The organism is Paraclostridium tenue (genome assembly GCF_039521565.1).
Classification (GTDB): domain Bacteria; phylum Bacillota; class Clostridia; order Peptostreptococcales; family Peptostreptococcaceae; genus Paraclostridium; species Paraclostridium tenue.
Genome location: NZ_BAAACP010000026.1, coordinates 1 through 21724, shown reverse-complemented (window position 1 = coordinate 21724; position 21724 = coordinate 1). Strand labels below are relative to the sequence as shown.

General features: G+C 32.9%; 40 protein-coding genes. All 40 read right to left on the bottom strand.

The annotated features are described in order from the left end of the window. Positions 1-229 precede the first annotated feature (229 nt). Positions 230-946, bottom strand: coding sequence for an N-acetylmuramoyl-L-alanine amidase CwlD (gene cwlD, locus ABFX13_RS13680; protein WP_187006828.1), 717 nt, complete (start codon positions 944-946; stop codon positions 230-232). 72 nt (positions 947-1018) lie between these two features. Beyond that, complete coding sequence (gene rpsI / locus ABFX13_RS13675) at positions 1019-1411, bottom strand: 30S ribosomal protein S9 (RefSeq protein ID WP_147547986.1); 393 nt, start codon at positions 1409-1411, stop codon at positions 1019-1021. A 28-nt stretch (positions 1412-1439) separates the two neighbouring features. Continuing rightward, entirely contained in the window at positions 1440-1871 is a 432-nt protein-coding gene (gene rplM / locus ABFX13_RS13670) for a 50S ribosomal protein L13 (RefSeq protein ID WP_021428215.1), read from the bottom strand. A gap of 119 nt (positions 1872-1990) precedes the next feature. Continuing rightward, positions 1991-2722 (bottom strand): tRNA pseudouridine(38-40) synthase TruA, encoded by a 732-nt coding sequence (truA, locus tag ABFX13_RS13665; protein WP_346046958.1) that lies wholly within the window; start codon positions 2720-2722, stop codon positions 1991-1993. 11 nt (positions 2723-2733) lie between these two features. Next, positions 2734-3531 (bottom strand): energy-coupling factor transporter transmembrane component T family protein, encoded by a 798-nt coding sequence (locus tag ABFX13_RS13660; RefSeq protein ID WP_147547988.1) that lies wholly within the window; start codon positions 3529-3531, stop codon positions 2734-2736. Continuing rightward, a complete protein-coding gene (locus ABFX13_RS13655) occupies positions 3525-4391 on the bottom strand; it encodes an energy-coupling factor transporter ATPase (RefSeq protein ID WP_346046955.1) in 867 nt (288 codons plus the stop codon). The genes ABFX13_RS13660 and ABFX13_RS13655 overlap by 7 nt, the downstream gene beginning before the upstream one ends. Next, positions 4379-5212, bottom strand: coding sequence for an energy-coupling factor transporter ATPase (locus ABFX13_RS13650; protein WP_147547990.1), 834 nt, complete (start codon positions 5210-5212; stop codon positions 4379-4381). The genes ABFX13_RS13655 and ABFX13_RS13650 overlap by 13 nt, the downstream gene beginning before the upstream one ends. Before the next feature lie 198 nt (positions 5213-5410). Next, entirely contained in the window at positions 5411-5752 is a 342-nt protein-coding gene (gene rplQ / locus ABFX13_RS13645) for a 50S ribosomal protein L17 (RefSeq protein WP_147547991.1), read from the bottom strand. Between the two features lie 19 nt (positions 5753-5771). After that, a complete protein-coding gene (locus tag ABFX13_RS13640) occupies positions 5772-6719 on the bottom strand; it encodes a DNA-directed RNA polymerase subunit alpha (protein WP_147547992.1) in 948 nt (315 codons plus the stop codon). A 77-nt stretch (positions 6720-6796) separates the two neighbouring features. After that, positions 6797-7420, bottom strand: coding sequence for a 30S ribosomal protein S4 (rpsD, locus tag ABFX13_RS13635; RefSeq protein ID WP_147547993.1), 624 nt, complete (start codon positions 7418-7420; stop codon positions 6797-6799). An 18-nt stretch (positions 7421-7438) separates the two neighbouring features. After that, entirely contained in the window at positions 7439-7837 is a 399-nt protein-coding gene (gene rpsK, locus ABFX13_RS13630; RefSeq protein WP_021127562.1) for a 30S ribosomal protein S11, read from the bottom strand. A 24-nt stretch (positions 7838-7861) separates the two neighbouring features. After that, entirely contained in the window at positions 7862-8233 is a 372-nt protein-coding gene (gene rpsM, locus ABFX13_RS13625; protein ID WP_021122034.1) for a 30S ribosomal protein S13, read from the bottom strand. Positions 8234-8399: 166 nt separating this feature from the next. Next, on the bottom strand, positions 8400-8513 hold the full coding sequence (gene rpmJ / locus ABFX13_RS13620) for a 50S ribosomal protein L36 (RefSeq protein ID WP_003373491.1): 114 nt from the start codon (positions 8511-8513) through the stop codon (positions 8400-8402). A 32-nt stretch (positions 8514-8545) separates the two neighbouring features. After that, positions 8546-8764, bottom strand: a complete 219-nt coding sequence (gene infA, locus ABFX13_RS13615) for a translation initiation factor IF-1 (RefSeq protein ID WP_147547994.1) — start codon at positions 8762-8764, stop codon at positions 8546-8548. Positions 8765-8791: 27 nt separating this feature from the next. Beyond that, positions 8792-9067, bottom strand: coding sequence for a KOW domain-containing RNA-binding protein (locus tag ABFX13_RS13610; protein WP_346046940.1), 276 nt, complete (start codon positions 9065-9067; stop codon positions 8792-8794). A gap of 22 nt (positions 9068-9089) precedes the next feature. Beyond that, a complete protein-coding gene (map, locus tag ABFX13_RS13605; protein WP_346046938.1) occupies positions 9090-9836 on the bottom strand; it encodes a type I methionyl aminopeptidase in 747 nt (248 codons plus the stop codon). Then, a complete protein-coding gene (locus ABFX13_RS13600; protein WP_346046936.1) occupies positions 9836-10486 on the bottom strand; it encodes an adenylate kinase in 651 nt (216 codons plus the stop codon). Before ABFX13_RS13600 ends, map begins: the two co-directional genes overlap by 1 nt. Before the next feature lie 14 nt (positions 10487-10500). Beyond that, a complete protein-coding gene (secY, locus tag ABFX13_RS13595; protein ID WP_187006833.1) occupies positions 10501-11769 on the bottom strand; it encodes a preprotein translocase subunit SecY in 1269 nt (422 codons plus the stop codon). A 44-nt stretch (positions 11770-11813) separates the two neighbouring features. Further along, on the bottom strand, positions 11814-12257 hold the full coding sequence (gene rplO, locus ABFX13_RS13590; protein WP_147547999.1) for a 50S ribosomal protein L15: 444 nt from the start codon (positions 12255-12257) through the stop codon (positions 11814-11816). Between the two features lie 33 nt (positions 12258-12290). After that, positions 12291-12476 (bottom strand): 50S ribosomal protein L30, encoded by a 186-nt coding sequence (gene rpmD / locus ABFX13_RS13585; protein WP_021127557.1) that lies wholly within the window; start codon positions 12474-12476, stop codon positions 12291-12293. A gap of 14 nt (positions 12477-12490) precedes the next feature. Next, entirely contained in the window at positions 12491-13000 is a 510-nt protein-coding gene (gene rpsE, locus ABFX13_RS13580) for a 30S ribosomal protein S5 (RefSeq protein WP_147548000.1), read from the bottom strand. An 18-nt stretch (positions 13001-13018) separates the two neighbouring features. Next, positions 13019-13387, bottom strand: coding sequence for a 50S ribosomal protein L18 (rplR, locus tag ABFX13_RS13575; RefSeq protein ID WP_147548001.1), 369 nt, complete (start codon positions 13385-13387; stop codon positions 13019-13021). Between the two features lie 35 nt (positions 13388-13422). Then, a complete protein-coding gene (gene rplF, locus ABFX13_RS13570; protein WP_346046932.1) occupies positions 13423-13965 on the bottom strand; it encodes a 50S ribosomal protein L6 in 543 nt (180 codons plus the stop codon). Between the two features lie 30 nt (positions 13966-13995). Beyond that, entirely contained in the window at positions 13996-14394 is a 399-nt protein-coding gene (rpsH, locus tag ABFX13_RS13565; RefSeq protein ID WP_147548003.1) for a 30S ribosomal protein S8, read from the bottom strand. Between the two features lie 31 nt (positions 14395-14425). Next, positions 14426-14611: a type Z 30S ribosomal protein S14 gene (locus tag ABFX13_RS13560; protein ID WP_021127555.1), complete on the bottom strand. Its 186-nt coding sequence runs from the start codon at positions 14609-14611 to the stop codon at positions 14426-14428. 17 nt (positions 14612-14628) lie between these two features. Next, positions 14629-15171, bottom strand: coding sequence for a 50S ribosomal protein L5 (gene rplE / locus ABFX13_RS13555; protein WP_147548004.1), 543 nt, complete (start codon positions 15169-15171; stop codon positions 14629-14631). 24 nt (positions 15172-15195) lie between these two features. Beyond that, positions 15196-15501 (bottom strand): 50S ribosomal protein L24, encoded by a 306-nt coding sequence (rplX, locus tag ABFX13_RS13550; RefSeq protein WP_147548021.1) that lies wholly within the window; start codon positions 15499-15501, stop codon positions 15196-15198. 22 nt (positions 15502-15523) lie between these two features. After that, positions 15524-15892, bottom strand: a complete 369-nt coding sequence (rplN, locus tag ABFX13_RS13545) for a 50S ribosomal protein L14 (protein WP_021122016.1) — start codon at positions 15890-15892, stop codon at positions 15524-15526. A 25-nt stretch (positions 15893-15917) separates the two neighbouring features. Then, complete coding sequence (rpsQ, locus tag ABFX13_RS13540) at positions 15918-16172, bottom strand: 30S ribosomal protein S17 (RefSeq protein WP_021122015.1); 255 nt, start codon at positions 16170-16172, stop codon at positions 15918-15920. Between the two features lie 23 nt (positions 16173-16195). Continuing rightward, complete coding sequence (gene rpmC / locus ABFX13_RS13535) at positions 16196-16399, bottom strand: 50S ribosomal protein L29 (RefSeq protein ID WP_021122014.1); 204 nt, start codon at positions 16397-16399, stop codon at positions 16196-16198. A 1-nt stretch (position 16400) separates the two neighbouring features. Beyond that, positions 16401-16832, bottom strand: coding sequence for a 50S ribosomal protein L16 (gene rplP, locus ABFX13_RS13530; RefSeq protein WP_021127553.1), 432 nt, complete (start codon positions 16830-16832; stop codon positions 16401-16403). A gap of 33 nt (positions 16833-16865) precedes the next feature. Beyond that, positions 16866-17654, bottom strand: a complete 789-nt coding sequence (gene rpsC / locus ABFX13_RS13525; protein WP_147548005.1) for a 30S ribosomal protein S3 — start codon at positions 17652-17654, stop codon at positions 16866-16868. Between the two features lie 21 nt (positions 17655-17675). Then, positions 17676-18011 carry a 50S ribosomal protein L22 gene (gene rplV / locus ABFX13_RS13520; RefSeq protein WP_147548006.1) on the bottom strand — a complete coding sequence of 112 codons (336 nt, stop codon included), beginning with the start codon at positions 18009-18011 and terminating at the stop codon, positions 17676-17678. A gap of 32 nt (positions 18012-18043) precedes the next feature. Next, positions 18044-18325, bottom strand: coding sequence for a 30S ribosomal protein S19 (gene rpsS / locus ABFX13_RS13515; RefSeq protein ID WP_147548007.1), 282 nt, complete (start codon positions 18323-18325; stop codon positions 18044-18046). Between the two features lie 33 nt (positions 18326-18358). Beyond that, positions 18359-19189 carry a 50S ribosomal protein L2 gene (rplB, locus tag ABFX13_RS13510; RefSeq protein ID WP_187006834.1) on the bottom strand — a complete coding sequence of 277 codons (831 nt, stop codon included), beginning with the start codon at positions 19187-19189 and terminating at the stop codon, positions 18359-18361. A gap of 31 nt (positions 19190-19220) precedes the next feature. Further along, on the bottom strand, positions 19221-19511 hold the full coding sequence (gene rplW, locus ABFX13_RS13505) for a 50S ribosomal protein L23 (protein WP_021122006.1): 291 nt from the start codon (positions 19509-19511) through the stop codon (positions 19221-19223). Further along, complete coding sequence (gene rplD, locus ABFX13_RS13500; RefSeq protein WP_187006835.1) at positions 19511-20134, bottom strand: 50S ribosomal protein L4; 624 nt, start codon at positions 20132-20134, stop codon at positions 19511-19513. Before rplD ends, rplW begins: the two co-directional genes overlap by 1 nt. Positions 20135-20162: 28 nt before the next feature. Beyond that, on the bottom strand, positions 20163-20792 hold the full coding sequence (gene rplC, locus ABFX13_RS13495; protein WP_147548010.1) for a 50S ribosomal protein L3: 630 nt from the start codon (positions 20790-20792) through the stop codon (positions 20163-20165). A gap of 91 nt (positions 20793-20883) precedes the next feature. Then, positions 20884-21195 carry a 30S ribosomal protein S10 gene (gene rpsJ / locus ABFX13_RS13490; RefSeq protein WP_147548011.1) on the bottom strand — a complete coding sequence of 104 codons (312 nt, stop codon included), beginning with the start codon at positions 21193-21195 and terminating at the stop codon, positions 20884-20886. A 441-nt stretch (positions 21196-21636) separates the two neighbouring features. Continuing rightward, a partial coding sequence (locus tag ABFX13_RS13485) for an EF-Tu C-terminal domain-related protein (RefSeq protein ID WP_487047216.1) occupies positions 21637-21724 on the bottom strand: 88 nt, incomplete at its 5' end.

Genomic DNA, 21724 nt, shown 5'->3' with positions numbered 1-21724 from the left:
GTTGTTTAATTCTTTAAAAAGAATTTTTATAATTAACCTACTGTTTAATTTTCAAAGTTCTTAATTTGTTTTGTCCGTTTCTCAAGGACAAGTAATACTATATCACCTTTTTTTTGTATCGTCAACACTTTTTTAAAAACTTTTTTATTTTTTTACTAAAAGTTTAAAAACAACCCATATATGCTTAAATATATAGTTACATATATAGGTTGTTTTCTTTAATTTTTTATTAATTATGTACATTAGTTCCAAAATATCTTTGTATACCTGCATATATAGCCCAAGCAATTTTTTCTTGATATTTTTCATCATTTAGTAACTTCGATTCTTTCTCATTAGATAAAAAACCACACTCTATTAGTACTGATGGAATTTCATTATCTTTTAGTAAATATAAATCATCTCTTGGTTTTATTTCTCTATTGTTAGTTTTATCAACTACACGTTTTAATTCGTCTTGAATAAATTTACCTAATAATTTACTATCTTCTTTATCCTTTGGATAAAATGTTTGAGCTCCATAATATTTACTTTCTTCAAATGCATTAAGATGTATAGATACAAATGCATCTACGTTTGATTCCTTCAATAATTTTTTACGGTTTTTTAAATTTTCATTATACTTTTGTCTAATTGTTTTCTTACCATCTTCTTCGTATAAACTAACATCCTCATCTCTAGTTAATAATACTAAACATCCACTTGATTCTAACAACTCCCTTAGCTTCAAGGTTATTTTTAGATTTACATCTTTCTCAAGTATAGTTTTGTCATTATTTAGAGTTCCAGGATCTATGCCCCCATGCCCTGCATCTAGCATTATAACCCTATTTGTTGTAGGCATATATGACATAACATCTTGAGAATTTTTTTTAACTTCAAATATAAATATAGAAAGAAAACATAAAAGCGCACCTATAATGCTTACATGCTTAATATATTTCATATAATATCACCCCATATATTATATAAAAAAAGACTTTGGAATATTCCAAAGTCTTTGTATAAGCATATATAATTATCTCTTTGAGAATTGTGGAGCTCTTCTTGCTGCCTTTAATCCGTATTTCTTTCTTTCCTTCATTCTAGCATCTCTAGTTAAGAATCCTTCTTTCTTTAAAGCTGGTCTTAACTCAGCGTCTACTGTTAATAAAGCTCTAGATATACCGTGTCTTATAGCACCAGCTTGTCCAGTGAATCCTCCACCTTCAACCTTTACTATAACATCGTATTTGTTTTCAGTTCCTGTTAAAACTAATGGTTGTTTAACATCTCTTATTAAAGTTTCATAGTTGAAGTATTCTTCAACTTTTCTTCCATTTACTATTATATTTCCTTCACCTGCAACTAGTCTTACTCTTGCTACAGAGTGCTTTCTTCTTCCTGTTCCGTAGTATTGAACGTTAGCCATGATTAACTCCTCCTTTCACCCGTTATGATTATTTGAAGTTTAAAACTTCTGGATTTTGAGCTTCGTGTCCGTGGTTTGGTCCAGCAAATACTCTTAATCTAGTCATCATTCTGCTTCTTAATTTGTTCTTACATAACATACCGCTAACAGCATGCATAACAACCTCTTCAGGTTTCTTTTCCATCATTTCTCTATAAGTTATTTCCTTTAATCCACCTACATATCCAGTGTGGTATCTGTACATCTTTTGATCTAATTTCTTTCCTGTTAAAACTACTTTATCAGCATTTACAACAACAACGAAATCTCCACCATCAACGTGAGGAGTGAAAGTTGGTTTATGCTTTCCTCTTAATATTGTAGCTATTTCTGTAGCCATACGACCTAATGTTTTTCCTTCAGCATCAACTACGTACCATTTTCTTTGTACGTCAGCTGGCTTAGCTATATAACTTTTCATTACAAGTCCCTCCTTATCTTATTTCCATATGATATTTTACCGTCTATGTCAAGTCCGGGGCAAGTGGACTTATTAACACACTCTTGTATATTTTAATACATGCACCCTGGAGTGTCAAGCTAATAATCAACTTTTTTAAGAAATAATCCATGAGCTGGCGCAGTGTGTCCAGCCATAGATCTTGACTTAGATTCTATTATACTTAGCATGTCAATATCTATTCTTCCTCGGCCAATATCAACTAATGTTCCAACTAAAATCCTTACCATATTATACAAGAATCCATTACCTTCTACTTCTATAATTATTAAGTCTTCTTGTCTTGATATATCTATGTCATAAATAGTCCTTACCGTATCTTTCACTGATGATCCTGAGCTCATAAACCCTTTGAAATCATATGTTCCAATTAAAGTTTTAGCTTCTTTTTTCATCTTTTCAAAGTCTAGATCATACTTAACTAAATACGATATATTATTATATATAGGACTTCTATATGCATTATTATATATTAAATATCTATATCTTTTTCCTTTTGCTGAATACCTTGAATGAAAATCTAAATCCATCTCTTGTGCCTCTATTATAGATATATCCTTTGGCAACTTTGAGTTTAGTGCACCTGGTATTTTCTCAACAGGTATATTACAACTTGTATTAAAATTTGCAACTTGACCTAAAGCATGTACTCCTGCATCAGTTCTTCCTGATCCAATTATTTTAACATCTTCTTTAGTTATCTCTTCTATAGCTTTTTCTATAGTTCCTTGTATACCCAAAGAATCATTTTGCTTTTGCCAACCACAATAATTTTTGCCATTATATTGAATAGTCAATTTTATATTTCTCATATGATACCTCTTTATATAAACCTAATAACAACTATTACACCTAAATAAATAAATTGAATAGCATATGCTATATAGTCAGCTTTAGTCATTATACTTTGCTTCATCTTAGTTCTATTATATCCACCTCTATAACATCTAGCTTCCATAGCCATAGCTAATTCATCAGCTCTCCTAAATGCACTTATAAATAAAGGTATTAAAAGCGGAACTAAGTTTTTTGCTCTATTTATTATATTTTTACTTTCAAAATCGGCCCCTCTAGACATCTGAGCTTTCATTATTTTATCTGTTTCATCTAATAAAGTAGGTATAAATCTTAATGCAATAGTCATCATCATAGCTAACTCATGCACAGGGAACCCTATCTTTCTTAATGGATTTAATAATTTTTCTATCCCATCTGTAAGTTCTATAGGCGATGTCGTAAGTGTAAGTAATGATGTTCCAACAACTAAGAATATAAGTCTTAGTGCCATAAAAACAGCTTGACTTAACCCCTGGCTAGTGATTTTTATAAAGCCAAATGACCATATAGGATCTCCTGGCAGAAAGAATATATTAATCACAAATGTAAATACTATAATCCATCTCAAAGGTTTGAGCCCTTTTATAATATACTTAGATGGTATTTTAGACATGGCCACTACAGCCATCAAACTTCCTACCACTATTAAATATGGCCAAAATTTATTTATTATAAACAATGATACCATAAATATAAAAGTTGCTATAAGTTTAACTCTAGCATCTAATTTATGAATAATTGAGTTAGTAGGATAATATTGACCTATAGTTATATCTTTTAACATTTTCCTTTACCTCTCATAACTCTTATTATTTCTTTCTTAGCTTCTTCAATAGTAATTATATCAGGCTTAATATCAAATCCTCTGTCTCTTAATTTAATACATAATTCTAGTACTTGAGGAATATCTAAGCCTATATCTTTTAATCTATTAGAATGATTTTTAAATACTTCTCTAGTAGGTCCCATAAATTCTATTTTTCCTGAATTCATAACTATTATATTTTTAACTAATTTAGCCATATCATCCATACTATGTGATGAAAGTATTATCGTCATATTTTTTTCTCTATGTAATGTCTTTATTAAATCAAATATTTCATCTCTTCCTTTAGGATCTAATCCAGCTGTAGGTTCATCTAATATTAAGACTTCAGGATTCATAGCTATAACTCCAGCTATAGCTACCCTACGCTTTTGTCCGCCTGATAATTCAAATGGAGATTTATCTTTAAATTCATCATAGTCAAGCCCAACAGCCTCCATAGATGCTTTAATCCTATTAGTTATTTCAACATCATCTAAGCCTAAATTTGAAGGTCCAAAGGCTATATCCTTTGCAACAGTCTCTTCAAATAGTTGATATTCAGGATATTGAAATACTACTCCAACTTTCTTTCTGATATCAGTTAAATTTAAATCTTTATCAGTTATATCAAATCCATTTATTAAAATTTTTCCTGATGAAGGCTTAAGTATACCATTTAAATGCTGTATTAATGTTGATTTACCCGATCCAGTATGACCTATTAAACCAACAAAATCACCATCTTCTATGCTTAAATTTATATTATCTAATGCTTTACTAGCAAATGGCATTCCTTCATTATATATATGTGTTAAATTCTCTATTATAATTGACATAATTTCATCACCATCTCATCCACAGTTAATATATCACCCTCTATATCCATACCTTCTTCCTTAAGTTCTTTACTTAATTCAGTCATATAAGGTACATCTAATCCTATACTTTTTAATTTTTCAACTTTAGAGAACACTTGTTTTGGAGTTCCCTCTAATACTTTTTTCCCTTTCTCCATAACTATAACTCTATCTGCATCTACAGCTTCTTCCATAAAGTGAGTTATGTGCATTATAGTTATGTTCTCTTCTTTGTTGAGTCTTTTTATAGTATTCATTACTTCTTTTCTTCCAGATGGATCTAACATAGCTGTAGCTTCATCAAAGATTATACACTTAGGCTTCATAGCTATTATACCTGCTATAGCAACTCTTTGCTTTTGTCCACCAGATAATAGATGAGGTTGTCTATCTTTTAGCTCATACATACCAACACTTGTTAATGCTTCTTTTACCCTCTTTCTGATTTCTACAGGTTCTATCCCCAAATTTTCGGGACCAAAAGCTACATCTTCTTCTATTATAGTAGCTACAATTTGGTTATCTGGATTTTGAAATACCATACCTGCTGTCTGTCTAATATCCCATAAATGTTCTTCATCTTTAGTATTTAGACCATCTATATATATATCACCTTTAGTAGGCATTAGAATTGCATTTAAGTTCTTAGAAAGCGTTGACTTACCTGACCCATTATGGCCTATAACTACAACAAATTCACCTTGTTTAACATTTAAAGTTAAATCATCTATAGCCTTAAATGTACTATCTTCAGTTACATATTCAAATGATACATCCTTAACACTTACTATATCCTTCATAAATTTGTTCTCCTTTAATTAGTAGTGTTTATCAATTTGCAATTTATATTGTATTATATCATAATTTAAATTACAGATTAACACAAAAGTTCATCTTCAATTAAGCAATACACTATTAAATTATAGCACCACTATTAACAAATTTGATATTTAATTGCAATAAAAAAAGGATTAGGCTTTGCCTAATCCTTTTACATACTATACTAATTCTATTAGAGCCATTTCAGCAGCGTCGCCTCTTCTTGGTCCCATTTTTATTATTCTAGTATATCCACCGTTTCTCTCAGCATACTTTGGAGCTATATCAGTGAATAAGTTGTTAACTACTGTCTCATCTAAAACATAAGCTAAAACTTGTCTTCTAGCATGAAGATCTCCTCTCTTAGCAAGAGTTATCATCTTTTCTGCCATTCTACGAGTTTCTTTTGCTCTAGTAACTGTAGTTTCTATTTTTCCATTTCTTAGTAAGTCTGTTACTAAGTTTCTTAACATAAGATTTCTGTGAGCAGTTACACGTCCTAATTTACGGTACTTAGCCATGCTTATCCCTCCTTTGCGCTTACTCTTCGCTTGGTTTAAGATTTAATCCAAGTTCCTCTAACTTTTGAATTACTTCTTCTAACGACTTTTTACCTAAGTTTCTAACTTTCATCATGTCTTCTTCAGATCTATTAGCTAATTCTTCAACTGTGTTTATTCCCGCTCTCTTTAAACAGTTGTAAGATCTAACTGATAAGTCAAGTTCTTCGATAGTCATCTCAAGAACTTTTTCTTTTTGATCTTCTTCTTTTTCTACCATTATTTCAACATTGCTTACATGCTCTGTTAAATCTATGAATAGATTTAGATGTTCAACTAGAACCTTAGCTGCAAGTGATATTCCTTCTTGAGGATTTATACTTCCATTAGTCCAAACTTCAAGTATTAATTTATCATAATCTGATTTTTGACCAACTCTAGTATTTTCTACATGGTAGCTAACTTTTTCAACAGGAGTATATATTGAGTCTACAGGAAGAACTCCTATAGGCATATGCTCTGTTTTATTGTCTTCAGAAGATACATATCCTCTTCCTTTATCAACAGATATTTCCATGTTAAACTTAGCATTATCATCTAGCGTAGCTATATGTAAGTCTTTGCTTATTATTTCAACATCTGGAGGACATATTATGTCAGCACCTGTTATTGTACATGGTCCTTGTGCTTCTATTTTAAGTGTTCTATTTCCTTCACCATCTATAGTAGCTGATAATTCTTTTAATGCTAATATTATTTCAGTAACATCTTCTTTAACACCAGGAACTGTTGAGAATTCATGAAGAACTCCATCTATTTTTATAGAGTTAACAGCTACTCCTGGTAAAGAAGATAATAATATTCTTCTTAATGCATTACCTATAGTTATTCCATATCCTCTTTCTAGAGGCTCTATAACGAATTTACCATATCTATGGTCTTCGCTAATTTCAATTATATCTACTCTTGGTTTTTCTATTTCTATCATGGACAAAACCCTCCTTAAAATTTATTAATCCACTGAGGGTAAACAAAATCTTAAAATATTTGTTATAACTATACTTATTACTTAGAGTAAAGCTCTATTATTAAGTGTTCAGCTATTTCAAGATCTATATCTTCTCTTCCTGGATTAGCAACAACAGAAGCTGTCATGTTCTCTAAGTTAGCATCTAACCATTTAGGAGCTATTCTTGAGTTATTTTCTACTAATCCTTTGAATTTTGCAGAAGACTTAGATGTTTCTTTAACAGTTATAACATCTCCATTAGCAACTGTTAAAGAAGGTATATTTACCTTATGTCCGTTTAAAGTGAAATGACCGTGTCTTACTAATTGTCTAGCTTCTTTTCTAGAAGATGCTAATCCCATTCTGTAAACTACGTTATCTAATCTTCTTTCTAATAAGCTTAGTAAGTTTTCCCCTGTTATACCAGGCATTTTTTCAGCACGCTCGTATAAGTTTCTGAATTGAGTTTCTAAAACTCCGTATATTCTCTTAACTTTTTGTTTTTCTCTTAATTGTAATCCATAGTTAGAAACTTTCTTTCTTCCTTGTCCATGTTGTCCTGGAGCATAGTTTCTCTTAACTATAGCACATTTGTCAGTATAACATCTGTCACCTTTAAGGAATAACTTCATTCCTTCTCTACGACATTGTCTACATGATGCACCTGTATATCTTGCCATTTATTTACACCTCCTAAATTACACTCTTCTTCTTTTTGGTGGTCTACATCCGTTGTGTGGTATTGGAGTAACGTCTTTTATCATAGTTACTTCTAAACCAGTTGCTTGTAAAGCTCTTATAGCAGCTTCTCTACCAGAACCTGGTCCTTTAACGAATACTTCTACACTCTTTAATCCGTGTTCCATTGCAGCCTTAGCAGCAGTTTCAGCAGCCATTTGAGATGCAAATGGAGTTGCTTTTCTTGATCCTTTGAATCCTAATTGTCCAGAACTTGCCCAAGATAATGCATTACCGTGAACGTCTGTTAAAGTTATTATAGTATTGTTAAAAGTTGATTGTATATGAGCATGTCCACGTTCTATGTTTTTACGCTCTCTTCTTCTAACACGTGTAACTTTCTTTTTTGGTTTAGCCATTATTCTTCCCTCCTCTTCTAACTATTACTTCTTCTTCTTACGAGATACAGTTTTTCTAGGACCTTTTCTAGTTCTAGCGTTAGTCTTAGTTTTTTGTCCTCTTAAAGGAAGACCTTTAGCATGTCTCATACCTCTGTAACACTTTATATCTCTTAATCTCTTTATGTTTAAAGCTATTTCTCTTCTTAAATCTCCTTCAACTAAGAAATCATTGTCTATTATCTTTCTTAAGTCGTTAACTTGATCTTCAGATAAATCTTTGATTCTTACGTTAGGATCTATGTCAGCTTTAGCTAATATTTCGTTAGCAGTTGCCTTACCTATACCATAGATATATGTTAAGCCTATTTCTGCTCTTTTTTCTCTAGGTAAATCTACCCCAGCTATTCTTGCCATACTTTGCACCTCCTACAACTTAACTTTTTAAACTTTTTTCATGATTAAATTTTCTTAAATAATAAGTGAATTCCGATTCATGTTTATATAAAATCCAAAAAAAGTTTGTTAATTATCACAATATAATATTATACTATAATATTTAACAAAATGCTAGCACAATTTATTAACCTTGCTTTTGCTTGTGCTTAGGATTTTCACATATAACCATTACTCTACCTTTTCTCTTTATTACTTTACATTTTTCACATATTGGTTTTACTGATGGTCTTACTTTCATTATTAATCCCTCCTTAGACTAGCATTGATAGTCTACTTCTTACGCCAAGTAATTCTTCCTCTTGTAAGGTCATATGGAGAAAGCTCAACATTAACCTTATCTCCTTCAAGAATCCTTATAAAGTTCATTCTTAGCTTTCCAGAAATGTGACATAAAACTTCATGCCCGTTTTCTAGTTTAACTTTGAACATGGCATTCGGTAAAGCTTCTGAAACTGTACCTTCTATTTCTATAACATCTTTTTTGGCCATTAACTAACCAAACCTCCATTCAATAAGCTAAACATTGTTTAACTTTCCAAGTTCAGCTCTTAAAAAAGCATCTTTAATAGACTCATTAGATTCTATCATATCTTTAACAACATTGTTAATTATATCATACTTTTGTAAGTGCTTAACTTTTTTTAGTTTAGGTTTTTCAAGTTTTCTTTTCTTTCCATCTGAGATTAAAACATACTCGTCATCAACTACTTTTACTATGAAAAATAATCTACCAGTATCTCTTCCAGATGTATTTCTAACAACTTGCCCTATACATATATCTTTTGATAGCATAAATCTCACCTACTTTTTTTGATTATAACTTTGTTAATATCAAAGGTTCATCTTCAGTAATAGCTATCGTATGCTCATAATGAGCTGACTTTTTAGAGTCAATAGTAACAATCGTCCAACCATCACCTAACATCTTAACATAGTGTGTACCATAGTTAACCATAGGTTCAATCGCAAGTACCATCCCTTCTTTAAGTTTTGGTCCTTTACCTGGTCGTCCATAGTTAGGTATTTGAGGATCTTCATGTAGCTGTGTGCCAACTCCATGACCTACAAGATCTCTAACTACTGAAAAATTGTTTTTTTCTACGTGTGTTTGTATTGCGTGCGAAATATCAGAAAGTCTATATCCTAGTTTAGCAAACTTTAATCCTTCATAGAAGCTTTCTTTTGTTACTTCTATTAATTTCCTATCTTCTTCAGATATTATACCTACTCCATGCGTTTTTGCTGAGTCTGCATGATATCCTTTATAATAAGCACCTATATCGATGCTTATAATATCTCCTTCTTTTAGAGTTTTAGATCCAGGAATTCCATGTACAACCTCTTCATTAATAGAAGCGCATATAGATCCCTTAAACCCATTATATCCTTTAAAAGATGGGATAGCATTATATTTTCTAATATGATTTTCAGCTATTTTATCTAACTCTAAAGTAGATATTCCCGGTTTAATAGCATCTCTTAAAATCTCATGTGTTTCAGCAACAATTTTACCAGATTCTCTCATAAGTTCAATTTGTTGCTTAGATTTTAAAATAATCATTATTTTTCACTTCCTAGAGCATCTACTATATCTGCAAATACCTTATCTATAGATTGTTCACCATTTATATTAGCTATTATACCTTCTTTTGAATAATAATCAACTAAAGGCTTAGTTTCGTCTAGATAAACTTGTATTCTCTTTGATACAGTTTCTTCATTATCATCTGCTCTTTGGTAAAGTTCTCCTCCGCATACATCGCATACGCTATCTGCTTTTGGAGGATTAAACTCAACATGGTAAGTAGCACCGCAAGACTTGCATATTCTTCTTCCTACTGCTCTACCAACTAATATATCTTTGTCAACTTCAATGTTAACCACTTTATCTAAAGATATACCAACTTCTTTTAGATATTTATCTAAATGTTGAGCTTGAGCTACATTTCTTGGAAATCCATCTAACATGAATCCTTTTTCACAGTCTGGTTGAGATATTCTATCAGTAACTAAACCAACTGTTAATTCATCTGGAACTAAAAGACCTTGATCTATAAATCCTTTAGCTTTTTTACCAAGTTCTGTACCTTCTTTTATATTCTTTCTGAATATATCTCCTGTTGATATATGAGGTATATTGTATTTTTCTACTATTCCTGCTGCTTGAGTACCCTTACCCGCACCAGGAGGTCCAAGTAATATTATTCTCATATGATCATCTCCATCTATTTTAAGAAGCCTTGATAACTTCTCATTACTAAGTTTGATTCTAACTGTCTCTTAAGCTCAAGTGCAACTCCAACAACTATAAGTAAAGATGTCCCAGCCATACTTAAATGTACTCCTGTGAATTTACTTATTATAGATGGAATTACTGCTACAACAGCTAAGAATAAAGCTCCTGCTAATGTTAATCTAGATAATATTCTATTTAAGTAATCCATAGTTGGGTTACCTGGTCTTATACCTGGTATAAAACCTCCACTATTTTTCATATTATTAGTTATATCTTCAGTATTGAAAGATATAGTAGTGTAGAAATAAGAGAAGAATATTATTAAAATAACCTCTATAACTAAATAAATCCAGAATCCTGGTTCTCCACTAGGAGATAAAAACTTAGTTACAAATGCTTGAGCATCTTTTCCCATAAATATTGCTATAGTTTGAGGGAATGCTAACAATGAACTTGCAAATATTACTGGTATAACCCCAGATTGATTTACCTTCATTGGTATATGAGAGTTTTGCCCCCCATATGTTTTTCTTCCAACAACTCTTTTAGCATATTGTACAGGTATTTTTCTTGTTGCTTCTTGTATATACGTAACCGCAGCTACTGTAAGAAGCGATACTATAGTCATAACAACTAATACCCATAGTCCAATGCTTCCGCTTTTAAATTGTCCTATAGCTTGTGTTATGTCTGTAGGAATTCTTGATATAATTCCTATAAATATTATTACAGAGCTTCCGTTACCTAATCCTTTTTCAGTAATCTTATCACCCATCCACATCAATAACATACTGGCTGATATTAATGTGACTATAACTGTAACTATAAAAAATACACTATCTGTTTGTAAAGCACGTCTCACTATTCCTAGTGTTATACCGATAGCCTGTATTATAGCTAATCCTAATGCTGTATACTTAGTGTATTTATTTATCTTTTTCTTACCTTCTTCACCAGACTTTTGAAGTTCTTCAAGAGATGGGAATCCGATAGTTAAAAGTTGAATTATTATAGATGCCGTTATATAAGGACTGATTCCTAATGCGAATAAGGTAAAGCTACTGAAAGCTCCTCCTGTAAACATATTATACAGGGAAAGAAGACCGTTTCCGTCAACCATTCCCTTTATAATAGTTCTATTAACTCCAGGAACAGGAATAGTACATCCTATCCTAAAGATAACAATCATCATCAAAGTATATAAAATTTTTCTTCTTACATCTTTTATTTTCCAAGCTTGTTTAAAGTTTGACAGCACGTTAAACTCACCCCTGCCTTATGGCCAAGAGTTAGCAGATTAGATTAAACTAATTCTGCCTTTCCTCCAGCTTTTTCTATTTTTTCTTGTGCTGAAGCAGTAAACTTAGCAGCTTTTACAGTTAAAGCTCTTTCTAAGTTACCTTCACCTAAGATTTTAACGCCGTCTTTCTCTATTTTGCTTATTACTCCAGTTGCCTTAAGTAATTCAGCTGTTATTTCTGTTCCGTTTTCGAATCTATTTAAAGTTTCTACGTTAACTAGTGAGTAAACTTTCTTACAAGGATTTTTGAATCCTCTCTTAGGAAGTCTTCTAGCAAGTGGCATTTGTCCACCTTCGAATCCAACTCTTACTCCACCACCTGAACGAGACTTTTGACCTTTTTGTCCACGTCCTGAAGTTTTACCTTGTCCAGTAGCAGTACCTCTACCTAATCTCTTTTTAGATGAAACTGCACCTTCAGCAGGTCTTAATTCATGTAACTTCATGGATTGCACCTCCCTTAGTATGTTTAAAATTTATTATTCAGCTATTTCAGTTACTTCTACTAAGTGACTAACTTTAGCTATTATACCTCTCATTTGAGCGTTGTCTTCTTTAACAACTACTTGCTCTCTTTTTCTTAATCCTAACGCTTCTACGTTCTTTCTTTGGTTAGGAGTAGTTCCTATTGTACTTCTAACTAATTTTATTTGTAATTTAGCCATTCTTTACTACCTCCTTACCCTAGAAGATCTTCTACTTTTTTACCTCTAAGTTTAGCTATATCTTCAGCTGTTCTTAAAGATTTTAAACCTTCTATTGTAGCATTTACCATGTTTCTTGGGTTGTTAGTTCCTAAAGATTTAGCTCTAACATCCTTTAATCCAGCTAACTCAAGTACGGCTCTAGCAGGTCCCCCGGCTATAACTCCTGTACCTTGACTAGCAGGCATTATTAATATTTTACCAGCACCAAAGTGTCCGTTTGTTTGGTGAGGTATAGTTGTACCAACCATAGGTACAGTTATTAAATTCTTCTTAGCATCTTCAACTGCTTTTCTTATAGCATCTGGTACTTCCATAGCTTTACCAGTACCTATACCAACGTGTCCGTTTTCATCTCCAACAACTACTAAAGCTGCAAATCTAAAGTTTCTACCACCTTTAACAACCTTAGTAACACGTCTAACTTCGATAACTTTCTCTTGAAGATCAAGTTGTCTTGCATCTATTGGCTTACGACGTAGCATTATTTTCCCTCCTTTGTATTAGAACTTAAGTCCAGCTTCTCTAGCACCTTCAGCTAATTCTTGAACTCTTCCGTGATATAAGTATCCACCTCTGTCAAATACAACTTCAGTTATACCTTTTTCTACAGCTCTCTTAGCAACAAGTTCTCCAACTTTTCTAGCTGCATCTTTATTTCCACAGTGATTAACAGCACCTTTTATTTCAGCTTCTAAAGAAGATGCAGAAACAACAGTTACTCTGTTAGTATCATCTATTATTTGAGCATATATGTTATTAGAACTTCTGAATACACATAATCTTGGTCTTTGAGTAGTTCCAGTTATTTTTCTACGAACTCTCTTATGTCTTTGAAGTCTATTTGCGTTTTTGTTAGCTTTTTTAAACACAGAGATCACTCCTTTCTAGCGTTTATCTTTTGGTATTATTTCTTACCAGTTTTACCTTCTTTACGTCTTACAACTTCACCAGCGTATCTTATACCTTTACCTTTGTATGGCTCTGGCTCTCTCCAAGCTCTTATCTTAGCAGCATAGTTACCTACTAATTGCTTGTCTATACCTTTAACAACTAATTCAGTTTGGTTTGGAGCTTCAACAGTTATTCCTTCTGGATCTACCATCTCAACTGGATGAGAGAATCCTAAGTTCATAACTAACTTGTTTCCTTGCTTTTGAGCTCTGTACCCAACACCAACTAACTCTAACTTCTTCTCGAAACCAGTAGTAACACCTACTACCATGTTATCTATTAAAGTTCTAGTTAATCCGTGTAAAGATCTATGTTTCTTATTATTAGTTGGTCTCTCAACTAATATAGTATTCTCTTCTTTTTTTATAGCTAATTCATTGTTGAATTGCTTAGTTAAAGTTCCTTTTGGTCCTTTTACTGTAACTAAGTTGTTTTCAGCTATAGTTACTTCAACACCTGCAGGAACAGTTATTGGTTTAACACCTATTCTTGACATAGTTGCACCTCCTTACATTGTTCGTTTTTATTACCAAACGTAGCAGATTACTTCTCCACCAACGCCTTCATTTCTAGCTTGCTTGTCAGTTAATATTCCTTTTGAAGTAGATATTATTGATATACCTAATCCGTTTAATACTTTTGGTAATTCTTCTTTAGCAGCGTAAACTCTCATACCAGGCTTAGATATTCTCTTTAATCCTGTTATAACTTTCTCTCCTGCTTGTCCGTACTTTAATTGTATTCTTATTATTCCTTGCTTTCCATCTTCTATAACATCGTACCCTCTTATGAAACCTTCTTCTAATAAGATTCTAGCTAATTCTTTCTTCATATTAGAAGCAGGAACATCAACAGTTTCATGCTTAACTGTGTTAGCATTTCTTATACGAGTTAGCATATCTGCTATTGGATCTGTCATTGTCATATTGTAACCCTCCTTCCATTTTAACCAAGTCTTACCAACTTGCTTTTCTTACACCAGGTATTTGACCTTTATAAGCTAATTCTCTAAAGCATATACGGCATATACCGAATTTTCTTAATACAGAATGTGGTCTACCACATATTGTACATCTAGTATACTCTCTAGTTGCGTACTTTTGCTTTTTTTGTTGTTTTACAACCATCGCTTTTCTAGCCACTGGAATCCCTCCTTTATTTACTTAGAATATGGCATTCCTAATAATTTTAATAACTCACTAGCTTCTTCATCAGTTTTAGCTGTAGTTACAAATATTACATCCATTCCTCTTACTTTATCAACTTTATCGTACTCTATTTCAGGGAATATAAATTGTTCTTTTAATCCTAAAGCGTAGTTACCTCTTCCGTCAAATGCATTAGCATTAACTCCTCTGAAGTCTCTAACTCTTGGTAAAGATATATTAACTAACTTATCCATGAAGTAGTACATTTTGTCAGCTCTTAAAGTAACTTTAGTTCCAACAGGCATACCTTCTCTTAATTTGAAGTTAGCTACTGATTTTCTAGCCTTAGTTATAACAGGCTTTTGACCAGATATCATTTCTAATTCTGCAACTGCAGCTTCTAATCCTTTTGGATTTTCTCTTGCATCACCTATACCCATGTTTATTACTATTTTCTCTAACTTAGGTATTTCCATAACGTTTTTGTATCCAAATTTCTCCATTAAAGCTGGAGCAACTTCTTTAACATATTTTTCTTGTAATCTAGAAGTCATTTGTAGTCCCTCCTTTCAAGCTTATTATAATTCTTTTCCGCTCTTTACTGATACTCTAACTTTTTTCCCATCTTTTACTTCAAATCTAACTCTTGTACCTTTTCCTGTTTCAGGATCAACTGGCATTACGTTAGATATGTGTATTGGGGCTTCTTTATTTATTATTCCACCTTGTGGGTTAACAGCAGTTGGTTTTTGGTGCTTAGTTATTACGTTAACACCTTCAACTAATACTCTATTAGCTTTAGTGAAAACCTTAGTAACTGTACCTTTTTTACCTTTATCTTTACCTGCTATAACTACAACAGTGTCACCTTTTTTAACACGCATCATGTCCTATTGCACCTCCTTATTATAGTACTTCTGGAGCAAGAGATACTATTTTCATAAAGTCGTTGTCTCTTAACTCTCTAGCAACAGGCCCGAATATACGAGTTCCTACTGGAGTTTTATCATCTTTTATGATAACTGCAGCATTCTCGTCAAATGATATATAACTACCATCTTTACGTCTTACGCCTTGCTTAGTTCTTACTATAACAGCTTTAACTACTTTACCTTTTTTTACAACTCCACCTGGTGTTGCACTTTTAACAGTTGCAACTATAACGTCACCTATGTTACCATATCTTCTTTTACTTCCGCCTAATACACGAATAGTTAAAAGTTCTTTAGCTCCTGAGTTATCAGCAACTCTTAGACGTGATTCTTGTTGTATCATATCGTAATCCCTCCTTCTTCAAAAACTACTTAACCTTCTCTATAACGTCAACTAGTCTGAATCTCTTATCCTTAGATAAAGGTCTAGTTTCCATTATTCTTACTCTATCTCCGATGCTACATACGTTGTTTTCATCGTGAGCCTTAAATTTCTTAGTTCTCTTAACTGGCTTGTTATATAATGGATGACGTACGAAATCTTCAACAGAAACAACTATTGTTTTATCCATTTTATTACTAACAACACGGCCTACTCTTACTTTTCTTCTTCCTCTTTCCATGTTTGACAGCCTCCTTTCCAAAATTAAGCTCTAGTTTCGTTTAACTTTCTTTCAGCAAGTATAGTTTTAACTCTAGCTATATCTTTCTTAACGAATTTGATTCTTGCTGTGTTTTCTAATTGACCAGTAGCTAATTGGAATCTTAAGCTAAATAATTCACTTTTAAAACCATTTAACTTGTTCATTAATTCTTCGCTTGTTAAATCTCTTAGTTCTTTAGCTTTCATCCTATTCACCACCCTTTACTTCTAAATCTTCACGCTTCACAAACTTACATTTAACTGGAAGTTTATGCATCGCAAGTCTCATTGCTTCTCTAGCTTTATCTTCAGAAACACCTGCTAATTCGAACATTACTCTTCCTGGTTTTACTACTGCTACCCAGTATTCTGGTGAACCTTTACCAGCACCCATACGAGTTTCTGCAGGTTTTCTTGTTACTGGTTTATGAGGGAATATCTTTATCCAAACTTTTCCCCCTCTTTTTATATATCTAGTCATAGCTATTCTGGCAGCTTCTATTTGGTTAGAAGTTATCCAAGATGGCTCTAAAGCAACTAAACCGAACTCTCCGTAAGTAACTTTGTTACCTTTGTGAGCTTTTCCAGCTAAGCTACCTCTGTGTACTCTACGACGTTTTACTCTTTTTGGCATTAACATGAGTATTTTCCTCCTTCCTTAACTGTGCTTTAATTAAGCTTGTTTGTTTTCAGTTCTTTGAGGTCTTTGTCCTCTGTTGTTTCTTCTGTTGTTGTCTCTTCTATCGTTTCTTCTATCGTTTCTTCTGTTATCTCTTCTATCTCTTCTGTTGTTATCTCTTCTATCTTCTCTTGGATTTACACCGTTTCTAGTTGGTAAAACTTCTCCGTTGCATATCCAAACTTTGATACCAGTTTTTCCATAAGTAGTATTTGCTTCAGCAAATCCAAACTCTATGTCAGATCTTATAGTTTGAAGAGGTACATTTCCTTCGCTGTATCCTTCAGTTCTAGCCATTTCAGCTCCACCTAATCTACCAGAAGCAGATACCTTTATACCTTTAACTCCTGACTTCATAGCTCTTTGTATAGCTTGCTTCATAGCTCTTCTGAAAGCAACCCTTCTTTCTATAGCTAAAGCTATATTTTCTGCTACTAATTGAGCATCTTTATCTGGGTTTCTAACTTCTACTATGTTAACTATAACATTTTTCTTAGTCATTTTTTCTAACTCAGCTTTAAGAGCTTCTATTCCAGCTCCACCTTTACCTATAACTACACCTGGCTTAGCAACGTGTAAGTCTAGCTTTAATTTGTTTGCTGATCTTTCTATTTCTATTTTAGCAACACCAGCTGAGTATAATTTATTCTTTAAGAATTTACGTACATTATGGTCTTCTAATAATAAGTTTCCGAACTCTTTTTTATCAGTAGCGAACCATCTTGAGTCCCAGTCCTTTATAACACCGACTCTTAAACCGTGTGGATTAACCTTTTGACCCATTTGTTTCCCTCCTATCTGTTATTATTTTCTTTCTTTAAGAACTACCTCTATGTGAGAAGTTCTCTTTCTTATCATAGTTGCACGACCCATAGCTCTAGGCATGAATCTCTTCATAGTTGGCCCTTGATTAGCAACTATTGAAGCTATATATAATTTTTCAACATCCATTTCGTGATTGTTTTCTGCATTAGCTTTTGCTGACTTTACAACCTTAGCTATTATTGAAGCAGCTCCTCTTGGAGTGTACTTTAATATTGCTAAAGCTTCGTCAACATTCTTTCCTCTAACAAGGCCGCATATTTGACCTGCTTTTCTAGGTGATACACGTACGTATTTAGCAGTAGCTTTTGCTTCCATTACAAATTCCTCCTTCCTCAGTTAGATCTTAATTATTTTCTCTTATTAGATTTTTCGTCGTCCTTGTGCCCTTTGAAAGTTCTTGTAGGAACGAATTCACCTAATTTGTGTCCAACCATATCTTCTGTTATATAAACTGGCACATGCTTTCTTCCATCATGTACAGCTATTGTATGTTCAACCATTTGTGGGAATATAGTTGAAGATCTTGACCAAGTTTTTATAACTTCTTTATTTCCAGAAGCGTTCATATCTTCTATCTTCTTTAAAAGTCTTGCATGTATAAAAGGTCCTTTTTTAGTTGATCTTGACATTTTATTTCCTCCTTTCGAGCAAAAGTAAATCTATTACTTAGTTCTTCTTGATACTATTAACTTATCAGAAGCTTTATTTTTCTTTCTAGTTTTGTATCCAAGTGCTGGTTTACCCCAAGGAGTAACTGGATTAGCTCTACCTATTGGAGATCTACCTTCCCCTCCACCGTGTGGATGGTCACAAGGGTTCATTACAGAACCTCTAACTGTAGGTCTTATACCCATATGTCTTTTTCTACCAGCTTTACCTATAACAACGTTACCGTGTTCTAAGTTTCCAACTTGTCCTATAGTAGCTTTACAGTTTATGCTTACTAATCTCATCTCTCCAGATGGTAATCTTAATAATGCATTTTTACCTTCTTTAGCCATTAATTGAGCAGATGCTCCAGCAGATCTAACTAACTGAGCTCCTTTCCCTGGCTTTAATTCTACGTTGTGTACTACTGTACCAACTGGCATATCTTTTAATGCCATTGCGTTACCTGGCTTTATGTCAGCTTCAGGTCCTGATAATAAAGTATCTCCAACTTGTATTCCAACTGGAGCTAATATATATCTCTTTTCACCATCAGCATAGTTTAATAATGCTATGTTAGCAGTTCTATTTGGATCATACTCAACAGTAGCAACTTTTGCAGGTATTCCATCTTTATTTCTCTTGAAATCTATTATTCTATATTTTCTTCTGTTTCCTCCACCTCTGTGACGAACAGTTATTTTACCATGTACATTTCTACCAGAATTTTTCTTTAATGAAACTAAAAGAGATTTTTCTGGTTCGTTACAAGTTATTTCATCAGAAACTAAAACTGTCATTTGTCTTAAGGCAGGAGAAGTTGGTCTAAACTTTTTTATAGCCATCTGTTTTCCCTCCTTCGTTTATTAAGGTCAATTACATACCTTGGAAGAATTCTATTTCTTTGCTATCAGCAGCTAATTTAACTACTGCTTTCTTGAAACTTGCAGTTCTTCCTTCGTATCTACCCATTCTCTTAACTTTTCCATCGTAGTTTAAAGTATTTACTCTATCAACTTTAACTCCGAATATGCTTTCTACAGCTTTCTTTATTTCAGTTTTGTTTGCGCTTTTAGCAACAACAAAAGTATATTTCTTTTCAACCATTTCAGTCATACTTTGCTCAGTTACAACTGGCTTTATTATTATATCATGTGGATTAGTCATTATGCGTACACCTCCTCCACTTTCTTAACCGCATCTGTAGTTATTACGAAAGTATCGTACTTTAATATGTCATAAACATTTATAGTGTTAACTGTAGCAGCTTGAACACCTTCTATGTTTCTAGCTGACTTTACAACGTTCTCGTCTTTTTCAGCTGTTACTACTAAAGCTTTCTTAGAAGCGTTTATGTTCTTTAATATTTGAGCGAACTCTTTAGTTTTTGGAGCTTCCATAGTTAAAGCATCTAAAACTATTATTTCGTTGTTTTGAACTTTAGATGATAAAGCTGATTTCATAGCTAATCTTCTAACTTTCTTTGGTAAAGTGTATCTGTAGTTTCTTGGCTTAGGTGCAAAAGCAACTCCTCCACCAACCCATTGTACAGCTCTTATAGAACCTTGTCTAGCTCTACCAGTTCCTTTTTGTTTCCAAGGTTTTCTTCCGCCACCTCTAACTTCTGCTCTAGTTTTAGCAGATTGAGTACCTTGTCTCTTGTTTGCTAATTGATTTTTAACTACTTCGTATAATACGTGCTCGTTAACTTCAACACCGAATATAGCTTCTGCTAATTCGATTTCTCCAACATTTTGTCCATTAACATTTAATATATTTAATTTTGGCATTGTGCTTCCTCCTTTCTTAGGTTAGTTATTATTTAGAAGCCTTTACTGCTTCTTTTATAGTTACTATTGAACCTTTAGCTCCTGGTATAGCACCTTTAACTAATATAAGGTTCTTTTCAGCATCTACTCTAACTACTTCTAAGTTTTGAACAGTTACTGTAACGCTACCCATGTGACCAGCTAGTTTTTTGTTTTTGAAAACTCTACCTGGGAAAGAACATGCTCCCATTGAACCTGGTCTTCTGTGGTATCTAGAACCGTGAGATTCAGGACCTCTAGATTGTCCATGTCTCTTTATAGGACCTTGGAATCCCTTACCTTTACTTGTTCCAGTAACATCTATTACTTCTCCAGCTGCAAATATGTCAGCTTTTATTTCTTGTCCTACTGAGAACTCTTCAACAGAATCCATTCTGAATTCTTTTAAGTGTTTCTTTAATACGTTAGCAGCAGCAAGATGTCCTTTTTGAGGCTTGTTTAAAGATTTCTCTTTAGCATCTACAAAACCTACTTGAACTGCATTGTATCCTTCTTTTTCTGTTGTTTTTATTTGAGTAACCACTACTGGTCCAGCTTCAACAACAGTTACAGGTACTACATTCCCTGCTTCAGTGAATATTTGAGTCATTCCTAACTTCTTACCTAATATTCCTTTCATATCGCACCTCCTATAATCTTACAGCGGATTATGTTTTATCATAATCATTCTAAGATAGTTGCCTTATAGGATCGTATCTTAGAGGCTTATCTTATAACTTTATTTCTATATCAACACCAGCTGGTAAGTCTAACTTCATTAATGAGTCAACTGTCTTAGGTGTTGGGTTTGCTATGTCTATTAATCTCTTGTGAGTTCTTATTTCGAATTGCTCTCTAGAGTCCTTATACTTGTGTACAGCTCTTAATATAGTTACAACTTGCTTTTCAGTTGGTAGTGGCACAGGTCCTGAAACTTGTGATCCAGCTTTTTTAGCAGTTTCAACTATTTTCCCAGCTGAAAAATCTAATAATTTGTGATCATATGACTTTAATCTTATTCTTATTTTTCCATTGTTAGCCATTTTAGTTTCCCTCCTTTATCGTACGTTTAATTTTTTTAGTTACGCACGACTGATACCGATACACAGTTCCGGGTGTGTTGTGTTTTTTATCAAATCGGCATCTCGTCGCCTATCTCTAGGATATTACTTTACTTTTTCTTACATTTCGCATCTCTCAAGCACACTATTATATTTTATATTATTTTTTACTGTTTTTCAAGTTTTTTTTATAATTTTACAAAATATTTTTCGTATGTAAATCTTACTACAAAACTTGTGTTGAGAATCTTAACGGGTACTAGGTTAGTATATCTTTTTTAAGTACTTTTGTCAACAAGTTTTATCCTTCCAATGTTTAGTTAAATATTTTTCTTTATATAAATATCTCCTATAAACTTTTTACAAATAAAAAAGAGAAAGATGAAATTCATCTTTCTCTTTATTTATATTAGAATAAGAGAATTACTCTATTATAGAAGCAACAACACCTGATGCTACTGTTCTTCCACCTTCTCTTATTGCGAATCTTAATCCTTCTTCTATTGCTATT

Bases quoted from the DNA above. Each gene is read 5' to 3' on its own strand.
- cwlD (WP_187006828.1), bottom strand. From the start codon at position 946: ATGAAATATATTAAGCATGTAAGCATTATAGGTGCGCTTTTATGTTTT.
- rpsI (WP_147547986.1), bottom strand. From the start codon at position 1,411: ATGGCTAACGTTCAATACTACGGAACAGGAAGAAGAAAGCACTCTGTA.
- rplM (WP_021428215.1), bottom strand. From the start codon at position 1,871: ATGAAAAGTTATATAGCTAAGCCAGCTGACGTACAAAGAAAATGGTAC.
- truA (WP_346046958.1), bottom strand. From the start codon at position 2,722: ATGAGAAATATAAAATTGACTATTCAATATAATGGCAAAAATTATTGT.
- ABFX13_RS13660 (WP_147547988.1), bottom strand. From the start codon at position 3,531: ATGTTAAAAGATATAACTATAGGTCAATATTATCCTACTAACTCAATT.
- ABFX13_RS13655 (WP_346046955.1), bottom strand. From the start codon at position 4,391: ATGTCAATTATAATAGAGAATTTAACACATATATATAATGAAGGAATG.
- ABFX13_RS13650 (WP_147547990.1), bottom strand. From the start codon at position 5,212: ATGAAGGATATAGTAAGTGTTAAGGATGTATCATTTGAATATGTAACT.
- rplQ (WP_147547991.1), bottom strand. From the start codon at position 5,752: ATGGCTAAGTACCGTAAATTAGGACGTGTAACTGCTCACAGAAATCTT.
- ABFX13_RS13640 (WP_147547992.1), bottom strand. From the start codon at position 6,719: ATGATAGAAATAGAAAAACCAAGAGTAGATATAATTGAAATTAGCGAA.
- rpsD (WP_147547993.1), bottom strand. From the start codon at position 7,420: ATGGCAAGATATACAGGTGCATCATGTAGACAATGTCGTAGAGAAGGA.
- rpsK (WP_021127562.1), bottom strand. From the start codon at position 7,837: ATGGCTAAACCAAAAAAGAAAGTTACACGTGTTAGAAGAAGAGAGCGT.
- rpsM (WP_021122034.1), bottom strand. From the start codon at position 8,233: ATGGCAAGAATAGCTGGGGTAGATTTACCTAGAGAAAAAAGAGCAGAA.
- rpmJ (WP_003373491.1), bottom strand. From the start codon at position 8,513: ATGAAAGTAAGACCATCAGTAAAACCAATATGTGAAAAATGTAAAGTA.
- infA (WP_147547994.1), bottom strand. From the start codon at position 8,764: ATGGCCAAAAAAGATGTTATAGAAATAGAAGGTACAGTTTCAGAAGCT.
- ABFX13_RS13610 (WP_346046940.1), bottom strand. From the start codon at position 9,067: ATGCTATCAAAAGATATATGTATAGGGCAAGTTGTTAGAAATACATCT.
- map (WP_346046938.1), bottom strand. From the start codon at position 9,836: ATGATTATTTTAAAATCTAAGCAACAAATTGAACTTATGAGAGAATCT.
- ABFX13_RS13600 (WP_346046936.1), bottom strand. From the start codon at position 10,486: ATGAGAATAATATTACTTGGACCTCCTGGTGCGGGTAAGGGTACTCAA.
- rplO (WP_147547999.1), bottom strand. From the start codon at position 12,257: ATGAAGTTACATGAATTAAGACCTGCTGAAGGTGCAGTTTCATCTAAA.
- rpmD (WP_021127557.1), bottom strand. From the start codon at position 12,476: ATGGCTAAATTACAAATAAAATTAGTTAGAAGTACAATAGGAACTACT.
- rpsE (WP_147548000.1), bottom strand. From the start codon at position 13,000: ATGCTACGTCGTAAGCCAATAGATGCAAGACAACTTGATCTTCAAGAG.
- rplF (WP_346046932.1), bottom strand. From the start codon at position 13,965: ATGTCAAGAATAGGTGTTAAACCAATAACTGTTCCTGCAGGTGTTGAA.
- rpsH (WP_147548003.1), bottom strand. From the start codon at position 14,394: ATGACAATGACAGATCCAATAGCAGATATGCTAACTCGTATAAGAAAT.
- rplE (WP_147548004.1), bottom strand. From the start codon at position 15,171: ATGACTTCTAGATTACAAGAAAAATATGTTAAAGAAGTTGCTCCAGCT.
- rplX (WP_147548021.1), bottom strand. From the start codon at position 15,501: ATGCGTGTTAAAAAAGGTGACACTGTTGTAGTTATAGCAGGTAAAGAT.
- rplN (WP_021122016.1), bottom strand. From the start codon at position 15,892: ATGATACAACAAGAATCACGTCTAAGAGTTGCTGATAACTCAGGAGCT.
- rpsQ (WP_021122015.1), bottom strand. From the start codon at position 16,172: ATGGAAAGAGGAAGAAGAAAAGTAAGAGTAGGCCGTGTTGTTAGTAAT.
- rpmC (WP_021122014.1), bottom strand. From the start codon at position 16,399: ATGAAAGCTAAAGAACTAAGAGATTTAACAAGCGAAGAATTAATGAAC.
- rplP (WP_021127553.1), bottom strand. From the start codon at position 16,832: ATGTTAATGCCAAAAAGAGTAAAACGTCGTAGAGTACACAGAGGTAGC.
- rpsC (WP_147548005.1), bottom strand. From the start codon at position 17,654: ATGGGTCAAAAGGTTAATCCACACGGTTTAAGAGTCGGTGTTATAAAG.
- rplV (WP_147548006.1), bottom strand. From the start codon at position 18,011: ATGGAAGCAAAAGCTACTGCTAAATACGTACGTGTATCACCTAGAAAA.
- rpsS (WP_147548007.1), bottom strand. From the start codon at position 18,325: ATGTCAAGATCAACTAAAAAAGGACCTTTTATACATGCAAGACTTTTA.
- rplB (WP_187006834.1), bottom strand. From the start codon at position 19,189: ATGGCTATAAAAAAGTTTAGACCAACTTCTCCTGCCTTAAGACAAATG.
- rplW (WP_021122006.1), bottom strand. From the start codon at position 19,511: ATGACTAATCCACATGATATAATAATAAAGCCAGTTGTAACTGAGCAA.
- rplD (WP_187006835.1), bottom strand. From the start codon at position 20,134: ATGCCAAAATTAAATATATTAAATGTTAATGGACAAAATGTTGGAGAA.
- rplC (WP_147548010.1), bottom strand. From the start codon at position 20,792: ATGAAAGGAATATTAGGTAAGAAGTTAGGAATGACTCAAATATTCACT.
- rpsJ (WP_147548011.1), bottom strand. From the start codon at position 21,195: ATGGCTAACAATGGAAAAATAAGAATAAGATTAAAGTCATATGATCAC.